1 protein-coding gene is annotated in these 1,223 nt (G+C 55.7%); it reads left to right on the forward strand.

Going from position 1 to position 1,223, the window contains the following annotated elements:
- The first annotated feature begins 71 nt into the window (after window positions 1–71).
- Window positions 72–1,192 (forward strand): IS3 family transposase gene (locus ACTJJI_RS26170; RefSeq protein ID WP_440656303.1). Its coding sequence is split into 2 segments (ribosomal slippage): window positions 72–330 and window positions 330–1,192, totalling 1,122 coding nucleotides; the frame shifts between segments, so codons are not numbered across the junction.
- Window positions 1,193–1,223 lie beyond the last annotated feature (31 nt).

Consider the following 1,223-nt stretch of genomic DNA (forward strand, 5'->3'; position numbering starts at 1 on the left):
TGACCTGCTCCCCGTTGATTAATACACCGCGATGTTAGTAATGTCTTCATAAGCCACATGAGGACATCCCCATGAAGAAGCGTTTTTCCGATGAACAGATCATCAGTATCCTCCGCGAGGCTGAAGCCGGCGTTTCTGCCCGTGAACTCTGCCGTAAGCACGCCATTTCCGACGCCACGTTTTATACCTGGCGTAAGAAGTATGGCGGCATGGAGGTGCCTGAGGTTAAGCGCCTGAAGTCGCTTGAGGAAGAGAACGCCAGACTCAAGAAGCTGCTCGCCGAGGCCATGCTGGATAAGGAGGCGCTTCAGGTGGCTCTTGGGCGAAAGTACTGACGACAGACCAGAAGCGCGAAGTCGTGGTGTTGATGTGTGATGCGACCGGTCTGCCGCAACGTCGTGCCTGCAGACTCACAGGTTTGTCCCTGTCGACCTGCCGCTATGACGCTCAGCGTCCGGCGGCTGATGCCCATTTATCAGGGCGCATTACTGAACTGGCACTGGAGCGCAGGCGTTTTGGCTACCGCCGCATATGGCAGTTACTGCGCCGTGAAGGGCTTCTGGTTAATCACAAGCGCGTGTACCGCCTTTATCATCTGAACGGGCTGGGCGTTAAACGCAGACGTCGTCGTAAAGGGCTTGCAACAGAACGTCTGCCGCTGCTCCGCCCGGCGGCGCCCAACATGACCTGGTCGATGGATTTCGTCATGGATGCGCTGGCTACCGGTCGCAGGATCAAGTGCCTTACCTGCGTCGATGACTTCACAAAGGAATGCCTGACGGTCACTGTTGCCTTCGGGATTTCAGGCGTGCAGGTCACGCGTATTCTGGACAGCATTGCGCTGTTTCGCGGCTATCCGGCTACGATAAGAACCGATCAGGGCCCGGAGTTTACCTGCCGCGCGCTCGATCAGTGGGCCTTTGAGCATGGAGTGGAGCTGCGACTTATCCAGCCCGGCAAGCCGACGCAGAACGGATTTATTGAGAGTTTTAACGGACGCTTTCGCGATGAATGCCTGAATGAACACTGGTTCAGCGACGTCAGTCATGCCAGGAAAACCATCAGCGAATGGCGTCAGGATTATAACGAATGTCGCCCGCACTCCACGCTGAATTATCAGACGCCGTCTGAGTTTGCAGCGAGCTGGAGAAAGGGTAATTCTGAGAGTGAAGGATCCGACATTACTAACTGAGCCTTGTATCTAATCCTGGGGGCAGGTCACA

The organism is Enterobacter sp. 22466, assembly GCF_052044775.1.
Taxonomy (GTDB): Bacteria; Pseudomonadota; Gammaproteobacteria; order Enterobacterales; family Enterobacteriaceae; genus Enterobacter; species Enterobacter dissolvens.